This is a genomic window from Pantoea sp. AN62, assembly GCF_050432985.1.
Taxonomy (GTDB): Bacteria; Pseudomonadota; Gammaproteobacteria; order Enterobacterales; family Enterobacteriaceae; genus Pantoea; species Pantoea brenneri.
On the sequence record NZ_JBNPYB010000005.1, the window covers coordinates 174558 to 193671 of the forward strand.

Here is a 19114-nt window from a genome sequence, read left to right on the forward strand (position 1 = left end):
ACGCAAAAATGCGGGCCAGATCACAACGATAATGCTCAGCTAAATTTTACGGATTGTAGCGTAAATAAAGTGAAATTCGCAGTCTTGTCGCCGGACGGCAGGCGCGTATCATAAGGTCACTGGAGCCGTGCTGGCTTCGCGAACTGCGGTTCGTTGCCACTCACCAGGACATGACACATGCGTATTGAAGAAGATTTGAAACTGGGCTTTAAAGACGTTCTGATTCGCCCAAAACGTTCCACGCTGAAAAGCCGCTCACAGGTTGAGCTGGAGCGCAGTTTTACCTTTAAGCACTCCGGCCTGAGCTGGAGCGGTGTCCCAATCATTGCCGCCAATATGGATACCATCGGTACCTTTCTGATGGCAGAAGCGCTGGCCAGCTTTAATATCCTGACGGCGGTGCATAAGCATTACAGCGTAGATGACTGGCGAGCGTTTATTCAGCGTGTGCCCGCGCCGGTACTGAACGCGGTGATGGTCTCTACCGGCACCTCTGAAGCGGACTTTACCAAGCTGAACGCCATTATGGCCTTGTCAGAGAAATTACAGTTTATCTGCATTGATGTGGCTAACGGCTACTCGCAGCATTTTGTCGATTTTCTGCAGCGTGCCCGCGAAGCGTTTCCTGGCAAAACGATCTGTGCCGGTAATGTAGTAACCGGGGAAATGGTGGAAGAGCTGATTCTGTCTGGTGCCGATATTGTCAAAGTGGGCATTGGCCCTGGCTCAGTCTGCACCACGCGCGTGAAGACCGGCGTGGGCTACCCACAGCTCTCGGCGGTGATTGAGTGCGCTGATGCGGCGCACGGACTGGGTGGACAGATTGTCAGTGACGGTGGCTGTGCGGTGCCGGGTGATATTGCTAAAGCCTTTGGCGGCGGTGCCGACTTTGTAATGCTGGGCGGTATGCTGGCAGCGCACGATGAATGTGAAGGCAAGGTCATCGAAGAGAATGGCGAAAGCTTCATGCTGTTTTACGGCATGAGTTCGGAGTCGGCAATGAAGCGTCACGTAGGTGGCGTTGCGGAGTACCGTGCAGCAGAAGGCAAAACCGTGAAGCTGCCATTACGTGGTCCGGTAGCTGATACGGCACGCGACATTCTGGGTGGCCTGCGTTCAGCCTGTACCTACGTAGGGGCAGAGCGTCTAAAGGAACTGACCAAGCGCACCACTTTTATCCGGGTGACTGAGCAGGAAAACCGGGTGTTTAACCGATAGTTAGCTGCCGGTTGTCAGCGATTCAGGGTCAGGGAGTGGCCGACAGTGACTGATGGAGATTCAATGACAATCAGGCACTTGATGGTATTTCCGATACTGACGCACCGGCAGTGGCCCATTGATGCTCAGCCTCGACAGCTACTTATCCGGTGTCACTGATCAGACTTCATCAATTACTCACCTGATTTCATGTTAAGGGGCGCATAACGCGCCCCTTAATGCATCGCATCACCCAGCCCGAACATCGGCAGATACATCGCAATCACCAGCGTACCGACAATGCCACCTATCACCACCATCATCATCGGCTCCAGTGAGGCAGCAAGCGTGTCAGCACGTTCACGGGTCTCTGCTTCATGCCATTCCGCCAGTCGGGCCAGCATCAGATCTAACGCCCCCGCTTCTTCACCGACGCGAATCAGCTGGCCACAAAGTGCAGTAAATAGCGGATGCTGCGCCAGCGCCTGATGCAGCGGTTTGCCTGCGGCGATATGCTGTTGCAGCGCAGCAATCGCTTCCCGCCACAGCAGGGAGGAGAGGGTAACCTCAACAGCGGCAAGACCCTGCAACAGGGTGAGTCCGGCGTGCTGTGTCAGCTGCAGGATGGTATAAATCTGCGTTAGCTGCGAACCGCGCCATAGTCCGGCAAGCAGCGGGATGCGGAGAAAAAAACGCTGCTCCCGCCGCTGCCAGCTGGCTGAACGTCGCCGCAGCTGTTGCCAGCCCACCAGTAACAGCAGCAGCACGCTGGCTAACAACAGTCCCCACTGCTGCAACGTGGCAGAAAGCTGCATCACCGCAGCGGTAAACGCCGGTAACGGTGCGTCAAACGAGGCATACACTGTGACAAATTCCGGCAGCACGAACAGTAGCATGCCACAGCTGACAGCGATCGCGACTAACAGAATGAACAGTGGATAGCGTAGCGCCTTTACTACCTGTTGCCACAGCTGTTGCTGCCGGGTCTGCTGTTGTGCCAGTTCGCTGCAGCAGACATCCAGCTGCCCGGTCAGCTCGCCGACCTCCATCAGGGCCGGATAGAGCGGCGGAAAGATTTGCGGCCACTCACGCAGCGCCTGTGAAAAAGGCTGACCGCTCAAAACCCGATGATGCAACGCCAGCATCAGTGCCCGCCAGCCCGCGTGCGGATGTCCCTCAGCCAGCAGAATCAGACTCTCCGCCAGCGGTAAGCCCGCCTTAAGCAGAGTTGCCAGCTGGCGTATCAGATCGGTTTTGTGCTGCCACGTCCAGGCGGACTGCCGCCAGACCTTTTCGCATTTCCAGCTGACCGGCAGCAGATCGCGCTGCGCCAGCATCAGCAGCAGATTCTCACTGTCGACAGCCAGTAGCTGACCGCTTTGTAGCGCGCCCTGGCTGTCAACCGCCTGCCAGCGAAACAACGCTGGATTAGCCATCTTCCAGCCCGATAACCCGCTGCATCTCTTCCAGCGAGGTGTCACCGCGGCTTACCGCTTCCAGCCCGGAGGCAAGCAGGGTACGCAGCCCCTGCTGTTTTGCCAGACTGAGCAGATTTTCAAGCGGCATTTCTGCTGCAATGGCATTTTGCAGCCTGGCGTTTACCGGCAGCAGCTCAAACAGCGCCAGCCGACCAAAGTAGCCTGAGAAGCAGTGATCGCAGCCAGGCGCGCGCCAGGTCTGCAGGGTGCCGGGCCAGAGTTCGGAAGGATAGTGCGCCACCGCCTGAGCCGGCTGACGACAGTGCGGGCAGAGCCGCCGTACCAGACGCTGCGCAACGATCAGCCGTAGCGCCGATCCCAGCAGATAGCCAGGAATACCCATCTGGCGTAAGCGGGTCAGGGTTTCGGCGGTTGAATTGGTATGCAGCGTGGAGAGTACCAGGTGTCCGGTCTGCGCGGCCTTAACGGCTATTTCAGCGGTTTCCGCATCGCGGATCTCGCCGACCATGATCACGTCCGGATCCTGGCGCAACAGCGCACGCAGTACGCGATGGAAGTCGAGCCCGCTTTTACTGTTAATCTGGGTCTGATTGATGCCGGGCAGCGGGATTTCAATCGGGTCTTCGACGCTGCACAGGTTTTTGTCTGGCGTATTCAGCGCGCTCAGCCCGCTGTAAAGCGTAAAGGTTTTGCCGCTGCCGGTGGGTCCGGTCACCAGGATCAGCCCCTGCGGCTGGGCCAGCGCTGAGCACAACAGGCGTAACTGGGCGGCAGGAAGCCCCAGTTTATCCAGCGATAATGCCGCGCTTTCGCTCTGCAACAGTCGCACCACCGCTTTTTCACCGCCATGGATCGGCAACGTGGCGAGGCGAAAAGAAGCCGGTTTGCCCGCAATCTCCAGGCTGAACTGACCATCCTGTGGTAACCGGCGTTCGGCAATATCCAGTCCGCCGAGAATTTTCAGGCGCGCCAGCAGTGCCGCAGGCTGGGTGGCGGGCAGTGAGGAGAGCGGATGCAGGACGCCGTCAATCCGCAACCTGACCCGCAGACCCTCCCGCCAGGGCTCAATGTGAATGTCAGACGCGCGACGTTCCAGCGCCTGATGCAGTATCTGTTGCGTTGCCTCAACGGCTGACTCTGCCGGTGCATCTTCGCGGGCTGACAGCGGCGTTTCAGCATGCTGCAGCTGATCGAGGCGCGCCTGCGGCCAGCACTCAATCTCAATCTGACACTGGCTGGCGAAGTTAAGCGCTTCAGCCAGCCCCTGCGGCACACTTTCCGCTACGGCAACCCGTAGCTGGCTGGCATCGTGGTGCAGCACCAGAGCGCGATAGCGCTGGCATAATGCTGCAATCGCTGCATTATGCTTGTTCATCATTCGCCCCTTTATCGGCAAAGCGGAACTGAGCAAGGCAGTTGTCACGCAGGCTGATATTGCTGCTGGTGCAGCTCCGTTGCCAGCTGATGCTACCTTCCGTGCTGTCCCACACCGGTAGCATCTCCACGCTTAAGCCCTTCAGATTTTCCTGACCGGTCAGGGTGATGATGCCTTTGGTCACGCTAAGGGCAGAAACGTAGCGTGAGCTTCTGACGGCAGGAATACCGTGCTCGCCAGCCTGACACTGCGCCGGATCGCCGCGCTCCATGGCGCAGAGTTCCACTGCCGTTTTGTACGGCACCATGGTTTGCAGCATGTCGGTGAGCGCCGCGCGCTGCAGATAGTTTTGATAAGCGGGCAGGCCAATAGCGCTTAAGATCGCCACGATACCCACCACAATCATCAGTTCAACCAGCGTAAATCCGCCTTGATAATTCATCACATCGCCTCCTGATTAAGAAAACGTCAGACTAAAAAGGCGGGCAGAAGAATCACAGTCGCAGAATGAAACAATGGAAAAGGGGGCGAGAACATATTTGTTGCTTGCAGTGCAGCCGAAAGGGTCATGGAAGCGGGATCGCAGAAAACGCCGTGCGGTTACACGGCGTAATGTCTTACTGTTGCTGAAAACGCATCGACAAATCGAGTGCGCGCACATGCTTGGTCAGCGCCCCTACCGAGACATAATCGACGCCGGTCTGCGCAATCTGAGGCAGAGTGGTTTCCGTGACGTTGCCAGAGACTTCCAGCAGCGCACGACCCTGATTACGCTCTACCGCCGTCCGCATCTGCTCCAGGCTGAAGTTATCCAGCATGACGATATCCGCCGCTGCGTCCAGCGCCTGGTCCAGCTCCTCCAGCGATTCGACTTCAACTTCTACCGGCACATCCGGCTGCAGCCACTGCGCCTTTTCTACCGCCTGACGGATCGATCCGCTGGCAATAATGTGATTCTCTTTAATCAGATAGGCATCGGACAGGCCAAGGCGATGGTTACTGCCGCCGCCGCACAGCACGGCATATTTCAGGGCGGTGCGCAGCCCGGGCAGGGTTTTTCGCGTGTCCAGCAGCTGCGTCTGGCTGTTCGCCAGCAGCGCCACATAGCGGCTGACCTCGGTGGCAACGCCAGAAAGCGTCTGGACAAAATTGAGCGCGGTACGCTCAGCGGTCAGCAACAGTCGCGCCGGACCGTCAATGTCGAACAGCGGCTGGTCAGGCTCGATGCGATCGCCATCCTCTACATGCCAGGTCAGGGTGGCGTGCGAGCCAAGCTGAATAAACACTTCCTCAACCCAGCGTTTACCGCAGAAAACACCCGCCTCACGGGTAATCACCTGAGCATGGGCCTGCGTTTCGGCAGGTAACAGCTGGGCGGTGATATCACGGTCGGCGTCAATTTCGCCGCCGAGATCTTCCTGTAAAGCGCGTGCGACAGCCTCAGGGATGTCACCTTCAATGCGTCTAATCAGCGCCTGGCGGCGACTGTCCGGATCATAACCACGCGAAGACATAAGCGATCAACTCCAAAAAGGGATGATGAGTAAGGCGTCCACAATAGCCTGAACCGCCGCAGCGTACCAGTGATGAGCGGAATTTTGTTTAGTATCCTTAACAAAAGCCGATCGGACTGCGGCCTGATGACGCATTAAGACGCAAGAAACCCTTACTATTCATGCTATTCTCAGCCTGATTGAACAAGGAAATGCAGCATGAAACTTGAACATGGCTGGCTGACCGGGGTGCGTCAGGTCCCCTCGCCGCATTGCAATGATCGACCCGACGACGAGGCGCCTTCGCTGCTGGTGATCCACAATATTAGTCTGCCGCCGGGCGAATTTGGCGGTCCGTGGATCGACAAACTGTTCACCGGTACGCTGCCGCCGGATGCTCATCCCTATTTTGCGGATATCGCCAGCCTGCGCGTGGCGGCGCACTGCCTGATTCGCCGGCAAGGTGAGATTGTACAGTATGTGCCGTTTGATAAACGCGCCTGGCATGCGGGCGTGTCACAGTTCGACGGCCGGGAAAACTGCAACGACTTCTCGATTGGCATTGAACTGGAAGGGACGGATAACCAACCCTATACCGAGGCGCAATACCGGGCGCTGCAACAGGTTACACAGGTGTTGTTGCAGCACTATCCCATCACGCCTGCGCGCATTACCGGACACAGTGATATCGCGCCGGTGCGCAAAACCGATCCCGGACCTGCATTTGACTGGGACTACTATAAGCAGCTGTTAACGCAGCAAAAATCGTGATTTTTGCGGAGTCAGTATGACGTTGTTTACCTTGTTATTGGTTTTAGGCTGGGAGCGCCTGTTTAAGCTGGGCGAGCACTGGCAACTCGAACATCGGCTGGAGCCGTTTTTTCGTCGTCGTCAGCATTTCTCTCTGATGCGCACCCTGCTGATGACGGTGCTGGCGATGGCCGTGACGGCGCTGGTGGTCTGGAGCCTGAAAGGCCTGCTGTTTGGTGTGCTGCAACTGCTGTTCTGGATCGTCATTGGGCTGTTATGTATCGGCGCGGGATCGGTCCGTCTGCACTATCACACCTATCTGAAGGCGGCCAGCCACGATGATGCCGCAGCCCATCAGGCGATGGCGGCAGAGCTGACCTTGATCCACGGTGTGCCGGTTGAGTGCAGCGAGCGTGAATTCCTGCGCGAACTGCAGAATGCGCTGATCTGGATTAACTTCCGCTTCTACCTCGCGCCGATGTTCTGGCTGGTGGTGGGTGGCGCATGGGGACCGGTGCTGCTGGTGGGTTACGCATTCCTGCGCGCCTGGCAGGGCTGGCTGGCAAAACAGGGCACGCCGATGGCGCGTGCGCAGTCGGGCGTGGATAGCATACTGCATGTGCTCGACTGGATCCCGGTGCGGCTGGCAGGTGTGGCCTACGCCTTGCTGGGACACGGCGAGAAAGCGTTGCCGGCATGGTTTGCCTCGCTGACCGACCGTCATCGTTCGCAGTATCAGGTGCTGACCAGCCTGGCCCAGTTCTCGCTGTCGCGCGATCCGCACACTGATAAAGTGGAAACGCCACGGGTTGCCGTGGCGTTAGCGAAACGAACGTCGCTGGTGCTGGTGGTGGCCGTTGCGTTGCTGACGATCTACGGCACGCTGGTGTGATCGGCGGGCGGCACGCCAAAGTCAGGTGTGCCATCTGCCCGCCAGTCAAAGTACTTCAGCCGGGTATGGCGATTCGGATCCCATAACGGATCGCCTTCAATTTCGGTGTAGTTACGCGCGTGGTAAACCAGCACGTCGCGTCCCGCCTCATCCTGGGTAAAGCTGTTATGGCCCGGTCCATACTGATGATTATCCCAGCTCGATACAAACACCGGCCGCGCAGATTTCTGCCAGGCGGTGACGTCGAGCGGATCGGCATCAATCGCAATCGACAGTAAACCCAGACAGTAATTCTCATCGGTGGCGCTGGCAGAGTAGGTCACGAACAGCCGATCGCCATGGCTGATTACCGCCGCGCCTTCGTTAACGCTAAATCCGGCACATTCCCATTCATATTCAGGTCGGCTCAGCATCACCGGCGTGCCTTTCAGCGTCCAGGGATTGAGCAGCTCGGCCAGATAGAGGTTGGAGTTACCCGGGATGGCCGGATCTTTCTGCGCCCACAGATACCAGTTCTTACCCTGATGCACGAAGTGCGTGGCATCAAGCGAGAAACTGTCGAACTGGCTGAATACCCGACGACACGGCTGCCATTCACCCTGCAGCGGATCGGCGGCATCACACACCAGCGCATACATCCGGTGCTGAAACAGGCCATCTTTGATGTCGCGTGTCGGAGCAGCGGCGAAGTAGATCACCCACTGGCCATCAATAACGTGCAGTTCCGGCGCCCAGATCAGCTCGCTGCAGGGGCCGCTGTCCGGTTTGCGCCATACCACCACCGGTTCAGCGCTGCGCAGGCCTGCCAGCGTATCGGCACGCCGGATCTCCAGCCGGTCATATTCCGGCACCGAGGCGATAAAATAGTAGTGCTGATCATGACGCAGGATAAACGGGTCGGCGCGCTGTTCAATAAAGGGATTAGGCCAGGTAACGGTCATTTTACTTCTCCGGTTTGCGGGACAACGCCGTCGCGTGGGCGAGTAGTCTGTAAGTCTCGGAAATTTTCGCGGCGCAGCGCGAGATCCTGCTGGATAGTGATCATCATTTTACGGTCGACCTTCATCAGGCGTACCACACCCGCCGTAATCAGATAGCCAACGCCCGGAATCACGGTAAACAGCAGCATGATGCCGTTGATCGCTTCCGGCGACTGCTGTTTAGCCCCGGCATTGTAGCCGTAGATCGACAACAGGAAGCCAACCATCGCCCCGGCGACCGCCAGTCCCACTTTGAGAAAGAACAGGTTACCGGAGAAGCTGATACCGGTGATGCGCTTGCCGGTTTTCCATTCGCCATAGTCGTCGACATCGGCCATCAGCGACCAGTGCAGCGGCGACGGAATCTGATGCAGGATGTTCAGCACAAAGTAGGCGATCACCACCATCAGCGTGGCGTGCGGATCGATCCAGTAAAATGCGCTGGAGAACAGCGCCAATGCAATGTTGGTCCAGAAGAAGACCTTGAGCTTACACCAGCGGTCGGTCAGCACTTTTGCCAGCGTACTGCCGAACATCATGCCGATCACGCCAAGGCTGATAAACAGCGTGGCGAAGTGGGTCGATTGTCCCATTACCCAGGTGACGTAATACATGGTGGCGGCCATGCGGATAAAGCCGGGACAGACGTTGCAGAAGGTCAGCAGCAGAATGCGCACCCACTGGTCGTTTTTCCAGACGTCGCGCAGATCTTTCTTCAGATCGTCATTACTGGGGACGGCAGGATGAATACGCTCACGCACCGTGGCAAAGCAGAACAGGAACATCGCCAGGCCGATGGTTGCCAGCACGGTCATCGCCATCTGATAACCCCGCGCCTTGTCTTCGCCGCCAAACCATTCCGCCATCGGCAGCAGCGACATCGACAGGATCAGCGTTGCGATGCCGACCATCACGAAACGGTAAGACTGACAGGAGACGCGCTCACCGGGATCGTTGGTAATTACGCCGCCCAGCGAGCAGTAGGGAATGTTGATGGCAGTGTAGGTCAGCGACATCAGGAAGTAGGTGACGAAGGCCCAGATCACCTTGTTATGGTAGGTCCAGTCCGGCGTGGTAAACATCAGCACGCTGAACAGCACATACGGGACGGAAACCCACAGCAGCCACGGGCGGAAACGACCCCAGCGACTCTGGGTGCGATCGGCAATCGCGCCCATAATCGGATCGGTTACCGCATCCAGTACCCGCACTGACAGCAGCAGCGTGCCGACCAGCGCCGGGGCTAAACCGAAAACATCGGTATAGAAGTAGTTAAGGAACAGCATGATGGCACCGCCAATCATGTTGCATCCGGCATCGCCCATGCCATAACCCAGTTTTTCTCGAAACGAGAGGGCTGCACCTTTCATGGTTCTCTCCTGCGCATCCGGTGTGAACAGGAATTATTGTCGCTAAATCAGAGAGATGACTGGGAATAAATCGTCGTGAAGATGGACAAATCAGGTGCGCGGGGAGAAGTGTGAGCTGGATCGGTCTTTGGCAGCGTACGCCGGCGGGGGAGAGAAGCCTGCTGCGACCGCCAACGGTGTCGCAGCAGGAAAGTGCTTATCAGGCTTTCTGCGTCTGATTTTTAATGAAGTAACCGATGCCCAGAATGACCAGCCAGACCGGGATCAGCCAGACGGAAATCGCCATGCCCGGCGTGTTTGCCATCAGGACCAGAATCGCGGCCAGGAAGATCAGGCAAATCCAGTTACCTACCGGATAGAGCAGCGCTTTAAAGCGGGTGGTGACCCCTTGCTGATCTTTCTTACGACGGAATTTCAGGTGGGCCAGGCTAATCATCGCCCAGTTGATCACCAGCGCAGAAACCACCAGAGACATCAGCAGGCCGAAAGCCTCGCCCGGCATCAGGTAGTTAATCAATACGCACAGCGCAGTGGCGACGGCGGAGACCAGAATGGTCAGCACCGGCACACCGCGGCGATCCACTTTCAGCAGCGCTTTTGGCGCGTTGCCTTGCTGCGCCAGACCAAACAGCATGCGGCTGTTGCAGTAAACGCAGCTGTTATAGACCGACAGCGCGGCAGTCAGGATCACCACGTTCAACGCATTGGCCACCATCGCATCACCCAGCTCGTGGAAGATGAAGACGAACGGGCTGACTTCGGCAGTGACCCGGGTCCACGGCATCAGTGACAGCAGCACGGCCAGCGAACCGATATAGAAAATCAGGATGCGCCACAGCACCTGGTTGGTGGCTTTGGGAATGCTGGTTTCCGGATTATCGGCTTCTGCCGCGGTAATCCCTACCAGTTCCAGGCCGCCAAACGAGAACATAATGATCGCCATTACCATCACCAGCCCACCGAGGCCATGAGGGAAAAATCCGCCCTGTTCCCACAGATTGCGCACCGTTGCCTGCGGGCCGCCGCTGCCGCTGAACAGCAACCAGCCGCCGAACAGGATCATGCCAATCACTGCCACTACTTTGATGATGGCGAACCAGAATTCCATTTCGCCAAACACTTTTACGTTGGTCAGGTTGATGGCGTTGATCATCACAAAGAAGATGGCGGCTGAGGCCCAGGTGGGAAAGTCAGGCCACCAGAACTGGATATATTTGCCTACTGCGGTCAGTTCCGCCATCGCCACCAGCACATAGAGTACCCAGTAGTTCCAGCCCGACGCGAAGCCAGCAAAGTTGCCCCAGTACTTATAAGCGAAGTGGCTAAAGCTGCCGGCAACCGGCTCTTCCACCACCATCTCGCCTAACTGGCGCATAATTAAAAAGGCGATAAAACCGGCAATGGCATACCCCAGAATGACTGCCGGTCCGGCGGATTCAATGACCGATGCACTGCCGAGAAACAGGCCGGTCCCCACCGCACCACCCAGCGCGATGAGCTGAATATGGCGGTTCTTCAGACCACGTTTCAGCGCTTCGCCTTGCTGTTGTTCCATACAAACCTCGTGATGTTTTTATTCTTCGTTCGCAGCGCAGACCGCTGTAAGGAAGGAGTTACATTAATGTATTGATTATTTTACGGTATCTGGCGTGCTGTCTGCTGCCATGCGCTACCCTGGCGACAAGAATAGTGATAAGCGAATCGCTTTGCACCTGCTTTCGCTTTTCGTGCTGAGCATTGACTGAAAAAACAGCGTCCGGCTCACGTTGGTGTTGCCCAAATTTCTGCCATGAAATGTTACTGATGACGAATAGGTTTCACTTATGGTTGCCGCTGCGTTTAGCAGCTAAGCGGGTGTAAGGTTTGGTAAAAGTGAAAATATTTAACATTTGCTTCCACGGTAATTTTTCATTTTTTTAACCGTAAGTTAGCGTCAGCACTGGCTTTAGCCGCACTGGAATGTCATCCGGACCGTATAGACACAAGGTGAATACTTTGTTACTTTACCGGCACCTTTTGGCAATTGGTATTACCAATTTACTCCGGACGATTGGCTCAATAAGAAGGGAAGATGGCTTACAGTAAGATTCGCCAACCCAAGCTCTCCGACGCTATCGAGCAACAGCTCGAATCCCTGATCATGGAAGGGACGCTGCGTCCGGGAGAGAAGCTGCTCCCCGAGCGCGAACTCGCCAAACAATTCGATGTCTCACGTCCGTCTCTCCGCGAAGCGATCCAGCGCTTAGAAGCCAAAGGATTACTGCTACGCCGTCAGGGTGGCGGAACGTTTGTACAGGAGCATCTCTGGCAAAGCATGAGCGATCCACTCGTAGAGCTTCTCGCCGACCATCCGGAATCACAATTTGATCTGCTGGAAACGCGCCATGCCTTAGAAGGCATTGCTGCCTATTATGCGGCACTGCGCGGCACCGAAGAGGATCTGCTGCGGATTCGCGATTGCCATCTGCAGATCCAGCAGGCACAGGACAGCGGCGACTTAGACGCCGAAGCGGACGCAGTGATGCAGTATCAGATCGCTGTCACAGAAGCCGCCCATAATGTCGTGCTTTTGCATTTGCTACGCTCTATGGGCCCTATGCTGGAACGAAACGTCCGTCAGAATTTTGAATTGCTCTACTCGCGCCGGGAAATGCTGGCGAAAGTGAGCGGTCACCGCGCCAGAATCTTTGAGGCGATTGTGGCTCGTGAGCCGGAAAAAGCGCGCGAGGCTTCACACCGTCACCTGGCGTTCATTGAGGAAATCTTGCTGGACAGAAGTCGGGAGCAGAGCCGTCGAGAACGCTCCCTGCGTCGTTTACAGCAACGTAAGGAATAACGTGCGACAAAGATCGTACGGACATGTGCGACGAGCCTGCCTGCATGTGCTGTAACAGGCTCCCGATTATTCAACGTATTAGACACAGATAAGGAACACACCCATGTCAGAACGTTTACACAATGACGTGGATCCGATTGAAACTCGTGACTGGCTACAGGCGATCGAATCGGTCATCCGTGAAGAAGGTGTTGAACGTGCGCAGTATCTGATTGATCAGGTACTGGGTGCAGCCCGCAAAGGCGGCGTGAACGTTGCTGCAGGATCTTCTGCAATCAGCAACTATATCAACTCTATTGCCGTTGAAGATGAACCGGATTATCCGGGCAACACCTCTCTTGAACGTCGTATCCGTTCCGCGATCCGCTGGAACGCCATCATGTCGGTGCTGCGCGCATCGAAGAAAGATCTGGAACTCGGTGGCCATATGTCCTCCTTCCAGTCTTCTGCCACCATTTATGAAGTGTGCTTTAACCACTTCTTCCGCGCGCGCAGTGAGAAGGATGGCGGCGACCTGGTTTACTTCCAGGGCCACATTTCCCCAGGCATTTATGCCCGTGCGTTCCTTGAAGGTCGACTGACCGAAGAGCAGATGAACAACTTCCGTCAGGAAGTGGCCGGTAAAGGCCTCTCTTCTTATCCACACCCGAAACTGATGCCGGAATTCTGGCAGTTCCCGACCGTTTCTATGGGTCTGGGTCCGCTGTCGGCTATCTACCAGGCGAAGTTCCTGAAATATCTGGAACACCGTGGCCTGAAAGATACCTCCGCGCAGACCGTGTACGCCTTCCTCGGCGATGGCGAGATGGATGAGCCGGAATCAAAAGGCGCAATCACCATCGCTACCCGTGAAAAACTGGATAACCTGGTCTTCATCATCAACTGCAACCTGCAGCGTCTGGATGGCCCGGTCACCGGTAACGGTAAGATCATCAACGAGCTGGAAGGCATTTTTGCCGGTGCTGGCTGGGAAGTGATCAAAGTCATCTGGGGCGGTCGCTGGGATGAGTTGCTGCGCAAAGATACCAGCGGCAAGCTGATTCAGCTGATGAACGAAACCGTTGACGGCGATTACCAGACCTTTAAATCGCGTGATGGCGCGTATGTGCGTGAGCACTTCTTTGGTAAATATCCGGAAACCGCCGCGCTGGTTAAAGATATGTCCGATGATGAAATCTGGGCACTGAACCGTGGCGGCCACGATCCGAAGAAAATCTACGCGGCACTGAAAAAAGCGCAGGACACCAAAGGCAAGCCGGTGCTGATCCTGGCGCATACCATTAAAGGTTATGGTATGGGCGACACCGCGGAAGGCAAAAACATTGCTCACCAGGTGAAGAAGATGAACATGGATGGCGTGCGCTATATCCGTGATCGCTTCAACGTGCCGGTAGCCGATGACAAGATTGAATCACTGCCATACGTGACCTTCGACAAAGGCTCTGAAGAGTACAACTATCTGCACGGTCAGCGTGAGAAGTTGGGCGGCTACCTGCCGACGCGTCAGCCGAAGTTCACCGAGAAGCTGGAAATGCCAGCGCTGGAAGAGTTCGGTGCGCTGCTGGAAGAGCAGAACAAAGAGATCTCTACCACCATCGCCTTTGTGCGTGCCCTGAACGTGATGCTGAAGAACAAGTCGATCAAAGATCGTCTGGTTCCGATTCTGGCGGACGAAGCGCGTACCTTTGGTATGGAAGGTCTGTTCCGTCAGATCGGTATCTACAGCCCGAACGGCCAGCAGTACACGCCGCAGGACCGTGAGCAGGTTGCCTACTACAAAGAAGACGAGAAAGGCCAGATTCTGCAGGAAGGGATCAACGAGCTGGGTGCAGGTTCATCCTGGCTGGCGGCGGCGACCTCTTACAGCACCAACAACCTGCCGATGATCCCGTTCTACATCTACTATTCCATGTTCGGCTTCCAGCGTATCGGCGATCTGATGTGGCTGGCGGGCGACCAACAGGCGCGCGGCTTCCTGGTCGGCGGCACCTCCGGTCGTACCACGCTGAACGGCGAAGGTTTGCAGCATGAAGATGGTCACAGCCACATTCAGTCGCTGACCATCCCGAACTGTATCTCCTACGATCCTTCATACGCATATGAAGTCGCGGTGATCATGCATGACGGTCTGGTGCGGATGTATGGCGAAGCGCAAGAGAACGTCTACTACTACATCACCACGCTGAACGAAAACTACCACATGCCGGCGATGCCGCAGGGTGCGGAAGAGGGTATCCGTAAGGGTATCTACAAGCTGGAAACGGTCGACGGCAGCAAAGGTAAAGTCCAGCTGCTGGGTTCAGGTTCTATCCTGCGTCACGTACGTGAAGCCGCGCAGATCCTGGCGAAAGACTACGGTATCGGCTCTGACGTCTACAGCGTGACCTCGTTCACCGAACTGGCACGTGATGGCCAGGATTGTGAGCGCTGGAACATGCTGCATCCGACAGAAGCACCGCGCGTGCCTTACATTGCTCAGGTGATGAACGATGCACCGGCCGTCGCCTCAACCGACTACATGAAGCTGTTCGCTGAGCAGGTTCGTAGCTATGTGCCAGCCAGCGACTATCGCGTGCTGGGTACCGATGGCTTTGGTCGCTCTGACAGCCGCGAAAATCTGCGTCATCACTTCGAAGTGGATGCATCTTATGTCGTGGTTGCCGCGCTGGGTGAGCTGGCTAAACGTGGCGAGATTGAGAAGAAAGTGGTGGCTGACGCGATCACCAAATTCAATATCGATGCCGATAAAGTTAACCCGCGTCTGGCTTAAGAGGTAATAGAGTAATGGCTATCGAAATTAAGGTACCGGATATCGGGTCTGACGAAGTTGAAGTCACCGAGATTCTGGTGAAAGTTGGCGACAAGGTGGAAGCCGAACAGTCGCTGATCACCGTGGAAGGCGACAAAGCCTCAATGGAAGTGCCTTCGCCGCAGGCTGGCGTGGTCAAAGAGATCAAAATCGCCACCGGTGACAAAGTGGAAACCGGCTCGCTGATCATGATGTTTGAAGCGGAAGGTGCGGCAGAAGCTGCACCGGCCCCGGCCGCAGAGAAAAAAGCCGACGCGGCCCCGGCGCCAGCGGCTGCCTCTGCTACTGCCAGCAAAGATGTCAATGTGCCGGATATCGGTGGTGACGAAGTTGAAGTCACTGAGATTCTGGTGAAGGTTGGCGACAAAGTTGAAGCAGAACAGTCTCTGATCGTGGTGGAAGGCGACAAAGCCTCGATGGAAGTCCCGGCACCGTTCGCCGGCACCGTGAAAGAGATCAATATTGCCACCGGCGACAAAGTGAGCACCGGTTCGCACATCATGGTGTTTGAAGCGGAAGGCGCAGCGCCAGCCGCTGACGTGAAACCTGAAGTGAAAGAAGAAGCAGCAACGGCTCCGGCTGCGGCTGCGGGCGCAAAAGAGGTTAACGTACCGGACATCGGCGGTGACGAAGTAGAAGTTACTGAAGTGCTGGTTAAAGTCGGCGACAAAGTTGAGGCTGAGCAGTCACTGATCGTGGTGGAAGGCGACAAAGCCTCAATGGAAGTTCCTGCGCCATTCGCCGGCACCGTGAAAGAGCTGAAAGTGGCCACCGGCGACAAAGTCAGCACCGGTTCGCTGATCATGGTGTTTGAAGTGGAAGGTGCCGCGCCAGCCGCAGCACCGGCCGCCGCGAAGCAGGACGCAGCCGCACCGGCAGAAAAAGCCGAAGCCAAACCGGCCGCAGCACCAGCAGCGAAAGCGGAGAGCAAAGGTGAGTTTGCCGAGAACGATGCGTACGTTCACGCTACTCCGGTGATCCGTCGTCTGGCGCGTGAGTTCGGTGTTAACCTGGCGAAAGTCAAAGGCACCGGCCGCAAAGGTCGCATCCTGAAAGAAGACGTGCAGAGCTACGTGAAAGAGGCGGTCAAACGCGCTGAAGCGGCACCAGCTGCTGCCAGCGGCGGTGGTCTGCCAGGCATGCTGCCATGGCCGAAAGTGGACTTCAGTAAGTTTGGTGAAATCGAAGAAGTCGAACTGGGACGCATCCAGAAAATTTCCGGTGCTAACCTGAGCCGTAACTGGGTGATGATCCCACACGTTACGCATTTCGACAAAACCGACATCACCGACCTGGAAGCATTCCGTAAGCAGCAGAACGCGGAAGCCGAGAAGCGTAAGATGGACGTGAAGTACACCCCGGTGGTGTTCATCATGAAAGCGGTTGCTGCGGCGCTTGAGCAGATGCCACGCTTCAATAGCTCGCTGTCTGAAGATGCCCAGAAGCTGACGCTGAAAAAATACATCAACATCGGTGTGGCGGTTGATACGCCAAATGGCTTGGTGGTTCCGGTCTTCAAAGACGTGAACAAAAAAGGCATCACCGAGCTGTCGCGTGAACTGATGGCGATTTCGAAGAAAGCGCGTGACGGTAAGCTGACGGCAGGGGACATGCAGGGCGGATGCTTTACTATCTCCAGCCTTGGCGGCCTGGGAACCACCCACTTCGCGCCGATCGTTAACGCGCCGGAAGTGGCGATCCTTGGTGTCTCCAAATCGGCGATGGAGCCGGTATGGAATGGTAAAGAGTTTACGCCGCGTCTGATGATGCCAATTTCTCTTTCCTTCGATCACCGTGTTATCGACGGTGCTGATGGTGCGCGTTTCATCACTCTGATCGGCAATATGCTCTCCGACATTCGTCGTTTAGTTATGTAAATGTGAAGAAGGCCGGCGAAAGCCGGCCTTCCTGTAACGATTCGTCGCACCGCGGTTGGCAGTTTGTTAACAATTCTGTAAACTCTTGCGGTGAAAGTCCCGGTGGAACAAGGGCATCATAAGAACGTCTGACCCGCCGGATATCAAATAAGAGGTCATGATGAGTACAGAGATTAAAACCCAGGTCGTAGTACTTGGGGCGGGTCCTGCAGGATACTCTGCAGCCTTCCGTTGCGCGGATTTAGGTCTGGAAACCGTACTGGTAGAGCGTTACAGCACCCTCGGTGGTGTTTGTCTGAACGTCGGTTGTATCCCATCTAAAGCGCTGCTGCACGTTGCTAAAGTGATTGAAGAGGCGAAAGCCCTTGAAGAGCACGGCATTGTGTTTGGTCAGCCATCGACTGATATCAACAAGATTCGCAGCTGGAAAGAGAAGGTGATCAACCAGTTGACTGGCGGCCTGTCAGGTATGGCAAAAGGTCGTAAAGTCAAAGTGGTTAATGGCCTGGGCAAATTCACCGGTGCTAACACCCTGGTGGTTGAAGGAGAAGGCGGCGCGACCACCATCAACTTCGATAACGCTATCATCGCTGCGGGTTCACGCCCAATCGAACTGCCGTTCATTCCGCATGAAGATCCACGCGTCTGGGATTCAACCGATGCACTGGAACTGAAAGAAGTACCGAAGCGCCTGCTGGTTATGGGTGGCGGTATCATCGGTCTGGAAATGGCGACGGTCTATCATGCGCTGGGTTCAGAGATTGATGTGGTCGAGATGTTCGATCAGGTCATCCCGGCTGCGGATAAAGACGTGGTGAAAGTCTTCACCAAGAAAATCAGCAAGAAATTTAACCTGATGCTGGAAACCAAAGTGACCGCCGTTGAAGCAAAAGACGATGGCATTTACGTTTCGATGGAAGGTAAAAAAGCGCCAGGCGAAGCACAGCGTTACGATGCAGTGCTGGTTGCTATCGGTCGTGTACCGAATGGTAAAGGTCTGGATGCGGGCAAAGCGGGCGTGGAAGTGGACGATCGCGGCTTCATTCGTGTCGATAAGCAGATGCGCACTAACGTGCCGCACATCTACGCTATCGGCGACATCGTCGGTCAGCCAATGCTGGCGCACAAAGGTGTGCACGAAGGCCACGTTGCGGCGGAAGTGATCTCGGGTCTGAAGCACTACTTCGATCCTAAAGTGATCCCATCCATCGCTTATACCGAGCCAGAAGTTGCCTGGGTCGGCCTGACCGAGAAAGAAGCGAAAGAGAAAGGCATCAGCTACGAGACCGCCACCTTCCCGTGGGCAGCCTCTGGCCGTGCTATCGCTTCTGACTGTGCAGACGGCATCACCAAACTGATTTTCGACAAAGAAACGCACCGGGTTATCGGTGGCGCGATTGTCGGCACCAACGGCGGCGAGCTGCTGGGTGAAATCGGTCTGGCGATCGAGATGGGTTGTGATGCGGAAGATATCGCGCTGACCATCCATGCTCACCCAACCCTGCATGAGTCAGTGGGCCTGGCGGCTGAAATCTTTGAAGGCAGCATCACCGATCTGCCTAACGCGAAAGCGAAAAAGAAATAAGTCACTCTGCCTGATAGAAAAAGCTCCCGATAAGGGAGCTTTTTTTTGCCTGAATTTTGGACTGGCGATTAACTGTGCATCTGGCTTAAGTCTGGGGGTAGAATTCGGTAGAATTATCGGGCTTGAAAAAGAAGTTAGTAATCAATCAGATAATTTTAGGGTGTTCCCCGCGTGAGCGGGGATAAACCGCGATCATGCTTTCTGCAGTCTGGACGTGAGCGGGGATAAACCGCAATATTGAAGAACCTGGAAGCACTGAAAGCCGTGTTCCCCGCGTGAGCGGGGATAAACCGGCTTACGACACCATCGCCAGCGGGCGGCTGGAGTGTTCCCCGCGCCAGCGGGGATAAACCGAGGCGGCAGAAGATGGTTGGGAACTTCCTGAAGTGTTCCCCGTGCCAGTGGGGATAAACGCTCATCGATTGCCATCACCGCTATTACGGCACGTATTCCCCGCATCTGCGGGGACAAAATACCCCAACCCGCACTTATCCTCTCCCACGAACGAAAC

Annotated in this window: 14 protein-coding genes; 7 read left to right on the top strand and 7 right to left on the bottom strand. The window is 56.0% G+C overall.

From position 1 onward, the window contains the following. Positions 1 to 177 precede the first annotated feature (177 nt). The gene (locus tag FHW04_RS07910; RefSeq protein WP_089561380.1) at positions 178 to 1218 is read left to right on the top strand and encodes a GMP reductase; all 1041 of its coding nucleotides are present in this window, start codon (positions 178 to 180) and stop codon (positions 1216 to 1218) included. 215 nt (positions 1219 to 1433) lie between these two features. On the opposite strand, the gene hofC is transcribed toward FHW04_RS07910, so the two are convergent. The 4 genes from hofC to nadC all read right to left on the bottom strand — a co-directional run bounded on the left by hofC (position 1434) and on the right by nadC (position 5525). Then, on the bottom strand, positions 1434 to 2633 hold the full coding sequence (gene hofC / locus FHW04_RS07915) for a protein transport protein HofC (RefSeq protein WP_089561381.1): 1200 nt from the start codon (positions 2631 to 2633) through the stop codon (positions 1434 to 1436). Next, complete coding sequence (gene gspE / locus FHW04_RS07920; RefSeq protein ID WP_089561382.1) at positions 2626 to 4011, bottom strand: type II secretion system protein GspE; 1386 nt, start codon at positions 4009 to 4011, stop codon at positions 2626 to 2628. Before gspE ends, hofC begins: the two co-directional genes overlap by 8 nt. Next, positions 3998 to 4453 (bottom strand): prepilin peptidase-dependent pilin, encoded by a 456-nt coding sequence (gene ppdD, locus FHW04_RS07925; RefSeq protein ID WP_031376695.1) that lies wholly within the window; start codon positions 4451 to 4453, stop codon positions 3998 to 4000. Before ppdD ends, gspE begins: the two co-directional genes overlap by 14 nt. A 175-nt stretch (positions 4454 to 4628) precedes the next feature. Continuing rightward, positions 4629 to 5525, bottom strand: coding sequence for a carboxylating nicotinate-nucleotide diphosphorylase (nadC, locus tag FHW04_RS07930; RefSeq protein WP_031376694.1), 897 nt, complete (start codon positions 5523 to 5525; stop codon positions 4629 to 4631). Positions 5526 to 5723: 198 nt separating this feature from the next. Here nadC and ampD point away from each other — a divergent pair, with 198 nt between their 5' ends. Continuing rightward, a complete protein-coding gene (gene ampD / locus FHW04_RS07935) occupies positions 5724 to 6275 on the top strand; it encodes a 1,6-anhydro-N-acetylmuramyl-L-alanine amidase AmpD (RefSeq protein WP_089561383.1) in 552 nt (183 codons plus the stop codon). Positions 6276 to 6291: 16 nt separating this feature from the next. Further along, complete coding sequence (ampE, locus tag FHW04_RS07940) at positions 6292 to 7146, top strand: beta-lactamase regulator AmpE (protein ID WP_046289190.1); 855 nt, start codon at positions 6292 to 6294, stop codon at positions 7144 to 7146. On the opposite strand, the gene FHW04_RS07945 is transcribed toward ampE, so the two are convergent. The 3 genes from FHW04_RS07945 to aroP form a co-directional block, all read right to left on the bottom strand. Beyond that, a complete protein-coding gene (locus FHW04_RS07945) occupies positions 7128 to 8087 on the bottom strand; it encodes a glycoside hydrolase family 43 protein (RefSeq protein ID WP_089561384.1) in 960 nt (319 codons plus the stop codon). The genes ampE and FHW04_RS07945 overlap by 19 nt on opposite strands. Next, positions 8084 to 9496: a glycoside-pentoside-hexuronide (GPH):cation symporter gene (locus tag FHW04_RS07950; protein WP_031376691.1), complete on the bottom strand. Its 1413-nt coding sequence runs from the start codon at positions 9494 to 9496 to the stop codon at positions 8084 to 8086. The genes FHW04_RS07945 and FHW04_RS07950 overlap by 4 nt, the downstream gene beginning before the upstream one ends. 199 nt (positions 9497 to 9695) lie before the next feature. Then, on the bottom strand, positions 9696 to 11051 hold the full coding sequence (gene aroP, locus FHW04_RS07955; protein WP_031376690.1) for an aromatic amino acid transporter AroP: 1356 nt from the start codon (positions 11049 to 11051) through the stop codon (positions 9696 to 9698). A gap of 516 nt (positions 11052 to 11567) precedes the next feature. Here aroP and pdhR point away from each other — a divergent pair. The 4 genes from pdhR (at position 11568) to lpdA (ending at position 18603) form a co-directional block, all read left to right on the top strand. Then, positions 11568 to 12332: a pyruvate dehydrogenase complex transcriptional repressor PdhR gene (pdhR, locus tag FHW04_RS07960; protein ID WP_031376689.1), complete on the top strand. Its 765-nt coding sequence runs from the start codon at positions 11568 to 11570 to the stop codon at positions 12330 to 12332. 103 nt (positions 12333 to 12435) lie between these two features. Next, on the top strand, positions 12436 to 15102 hold the full coding sequence (gene aceE / locus FHW04_RS07965; protein ID WP_031376688.1) for a pyruvate dehydrogenase (acetyl-transferring), homodimeric type: 2667 nt from the start codon (positions 12436 to 12438) through the stop codon (positions 15100 to 15102). A 14-nt stretch (positions 15103 to 15116) separates the two neighbouring features. Further along, positions 15117 to 17018, top strand: a complete 1902-nt coding sequence (aceF, locus tag FHW04_RS07970) for a pyruvate dehydrogenase complex dihydrolipoyllysine-residue acetyltransferase (protein ID WP_089561385.1) — start codon at positions 15117 to 15119, stop codon at positions 17016 to 17018. Positions 17019 to 17178: 160 nt separating this feature from the next. Beyond that, positions 17179 to 18603, top strand: a complete 1425-nt coding sequence (lpdA, locus tag FHW04_RS07975) for a dihydrolipoyl dehydrogenase (protein ID WP_031376687.1) — start codon at positions 17179 to 17181, stop codon at positions 18601 to 18603. The last annotated feature ends 511 nt before the right edge of the window (positions 18604 to 19114 follow it).